Below are 2,598 nucleotides of genomic sequence, written 5' to 3'. Positions count from 1 at the left end.
ACACTGGTCGCGGCCGTCGGGCAGCTTTCGCGGAGCATTCGTGGGAAGGTGGGCGAGTCGCTCAAGGGGCTGCAGGGCGCACGAGCGCTCGAACGCGTCAGCACGCCCTCGCTGACCGCACTCCGCAAGTACGTCGAGGGCGCTCAGCTCGAAGAAAACGGCGGTGACCGCACCCGCGTGCTGCAGCTGCTCAACGAGTCGGTGGCGATCGACAGCACCTTTGCGATGGCCTGGCGGAAGATTGCGGTGATGTACTCGTTGCTGCCGAATGCGCGCACCGAGCTCATGGCGGCCATATCGAAGGCCTACGCCCTCCGAGATCGCCTGTCGGACAACGAACGCGATCTCACCGACGCCTTCTACTTCACCAACGGGCCAGCCCCCGATCTCGCCAAGGCCGCCGTTGCGTACGAGCAGCTCCTCGCCCGCGACTCGCTCAACAGCACGGCGCTGAACAATCTCGCCGGGCTATACAACCGGCAGCGAGAGCGAACGAAAGCGCTGGAGCTGTGGGAGCGCGCAGCCCGACTCGACCGTCCGCCGGCGGTCGTCTTCTTCAACATCGCCCAGATGGCCGCACTGCTTCGTCGGGAGCAGTTAGCCGACAGCAACCTCGCGCAATTCGTCACGCGCTTTCCGAACAGCCGCACGATCTGGGAGCTCCAGGTCTTTCGGCTGATCGCCGGCAATCGCTGGGATAGCGTTGGCGCGGTGACCGCTCGTGTGATGGATACTGCGCAAGCGCCCCGACAGCTCGATATGTCCATCAACATGTTGGTCGACTACGAGATGGGTCGCGGCCGCATTACGGCGGCGCTCGCGGCCAGTGATCGTGGTGCTCGTCGCCTGCGCGAGTTGACCAATAGCCCCACCCGGCTCATGACGCACGTCACGAGGACGGCACTGGCCAGCGCCCTCTTCGATGGCGACTGGGCGCAGACGCAGGTCGCCTTGCGGCGACTGCTCACCTCGCCGGAGTTTACGGCGGTACCGGCTCCTGAGCGGACCTGGACCAATGCCTCCGTGGCCGCCGCCCTTGCTGGCGACGCCGCCGATGCGAGCAAGATTGCCGCGGCGTACCGTCGTGATGTGTCGCCGTATTCTCTTGTGCGCCAATGGGAAGATCTTCGGGTGAATGCCCATGTCGCGATGGCCTCCGGGCGCTTTCAGGAGGCCGTTCAACTCCTGAAACGTGCGGCGCCCCTACGTACGGCGCCTGGCATGGAAGAGCGCTTCCTGCTCGCCACGAGTTTCGATCGCTTGGGGGTGAGAGATTCCGCAATTGCGTGGTTCAAGACAGTCGTGGATCCCCAGGCAATCAATGAACCGGTTGCTCGATGGTTGGTACCGGCCGCCCACAAGCGCCTCGCCGAACTGCTCGACGACAAAGGTGTTATCGCTGGCGCCATCGAGCACTACGACGCGTTCGCCACGCTCTGGAAGGATGCCGAGCCGTCGCGGCAGCCGATCGTCACGGCGGCGCGCGACCGCGCCGCGCAGCTGCGCGCGAAGAAAGACCCGGGGTGATTGCGGGGTAGTGCTCGCTGGCGCCGGACTTCACCCCGGCATGTTTCGAAGCGGGCGGCGTGCGTAGCTTTTCACTCGGGATTGATGACGCGTCGATGACGGCATGTCATCACATTACACCGCGACGAAGATCCGACCCGTGCGGAGGCACGCACCCATGTACTCGGCATCAACCGACTCGATGGAGCACGCGCCGACGGCGGCGATGACGGCGGAGCAATTGCTCGCCTATGGTGCGAGCGGCCAGCGTACGGAACTGGTTCGTGGACAGCTCGTCGTCCGCGAACCTGCCGGGTACCAGCACGGCAGCATTACGGCGCGCATCCTGGTGCGTCTCGCGACCTTTCTCGAACGTGATCAAGAAGCGCGCGCGGCGCGGCACCCGTTGGGTGAGGTCCTGGCTGCCGAGACGGGGTTCACGCTGCAACGTCAACCGGATACCGTGCGCGCGCCGGATATGGCGTTCGTTGCGTGGGAGCGCATTCCAATGGCGAGTAGCGTCGGTTTTGCCGAACTCGCGCCCGATCTTGCGGTGGAGGTGCTGTCGCCAAACGATCGTCCCCACGACGTGCTGGCCAAGGTGGCCGACTGGCGTGCCGCGGGAACCGCGTTGGTGTGGGTCATCGACCCCACTCGTCGGGTTGCGCGCGTGTATCGCGCCGACGGCAGTGAAGCGATGGTGGACGAGTCGTCAGCGCTTGCTGGAGAGGACATACTCCCCGGGTTCTCCGCGTCGCTGGAGAGCCTCTTGGGGCCACCGATTCGCGGGCAGAACGCGACGCGTACCCCTTAGCCGTTCCCCGCACCGCGAGCGAGCGGTCGTGTGGATTTCTGAGAGAACGCGCTCGCCGCCACGCGGACCGGGTTCCCCAGCCGCCCCCTTGATTTCGCCATATGTATGCAGCATATATATGGGATGAAGCGGACCACCGTGTTCTTCGACGACCAGATGATGCTCCAAATGCAGCGGGCCGCGCAGCGCACGGGCGTGAGCACGGCGTCTCTCGTGCGGGAGGCCGTCGCCATGTACCTCGCCGCTCCAGGGGCCACGTCGCCGCTGCCGTCCATTGC

3 protein-coding genes are annotated in these 2,598 nt (G+C 65.4%); all 3 read left to right on the top strand.

Translation table 11 applies throughout. From position 1 onward, the window contains the following. Positions 1-1,527 (top strand): tetratricopeptide repeat protein (locus ACIRA7_RS16710; protein ID WP_396221961.1); only part of this gene is annotated, 1,527 nt, incomplete at its 5' end. Positions 1,528-1,684: 157 nt separating this feature from the next. Beyond that, a complete protein-coding gene (locus tag ACIRA7_RS16705) occupies positions 1,685-2,320 on the top strand; it encodes a Uma2 family endonuclease (RefSeq protein ID WP_396221960.1) in 636 nt (211 codons plus the stop codon). A 105-nt stretch (positions 2,321-2,425) separates the two neighbouring features. Continuing rightward, positions 2,426-2,598, top strand: a 173-nt coding sequence (locus ACIRA7_RS16700) for a CopG family transcriptional regulator (RefSeq protein ID WP_396221962.1), incomplete at its 3' end; no start/stop codon positions are given.

It is taken from the genome of Gemmatimonas sp., from assembly GCF_044376735.1.
In the GTDB taxonomy this organism is placed as follows: domain Bacteria; phylum Gemmatimonadota; class Gemmatimonadetes; order Gemmatimonadales; family Gemmatimonadaceae; genus Gemmatimonas.
Note: the sequence above shows the minus strand (reverse complement) of the source record. Positions and strands in the feature narration are given on the sequence as shown.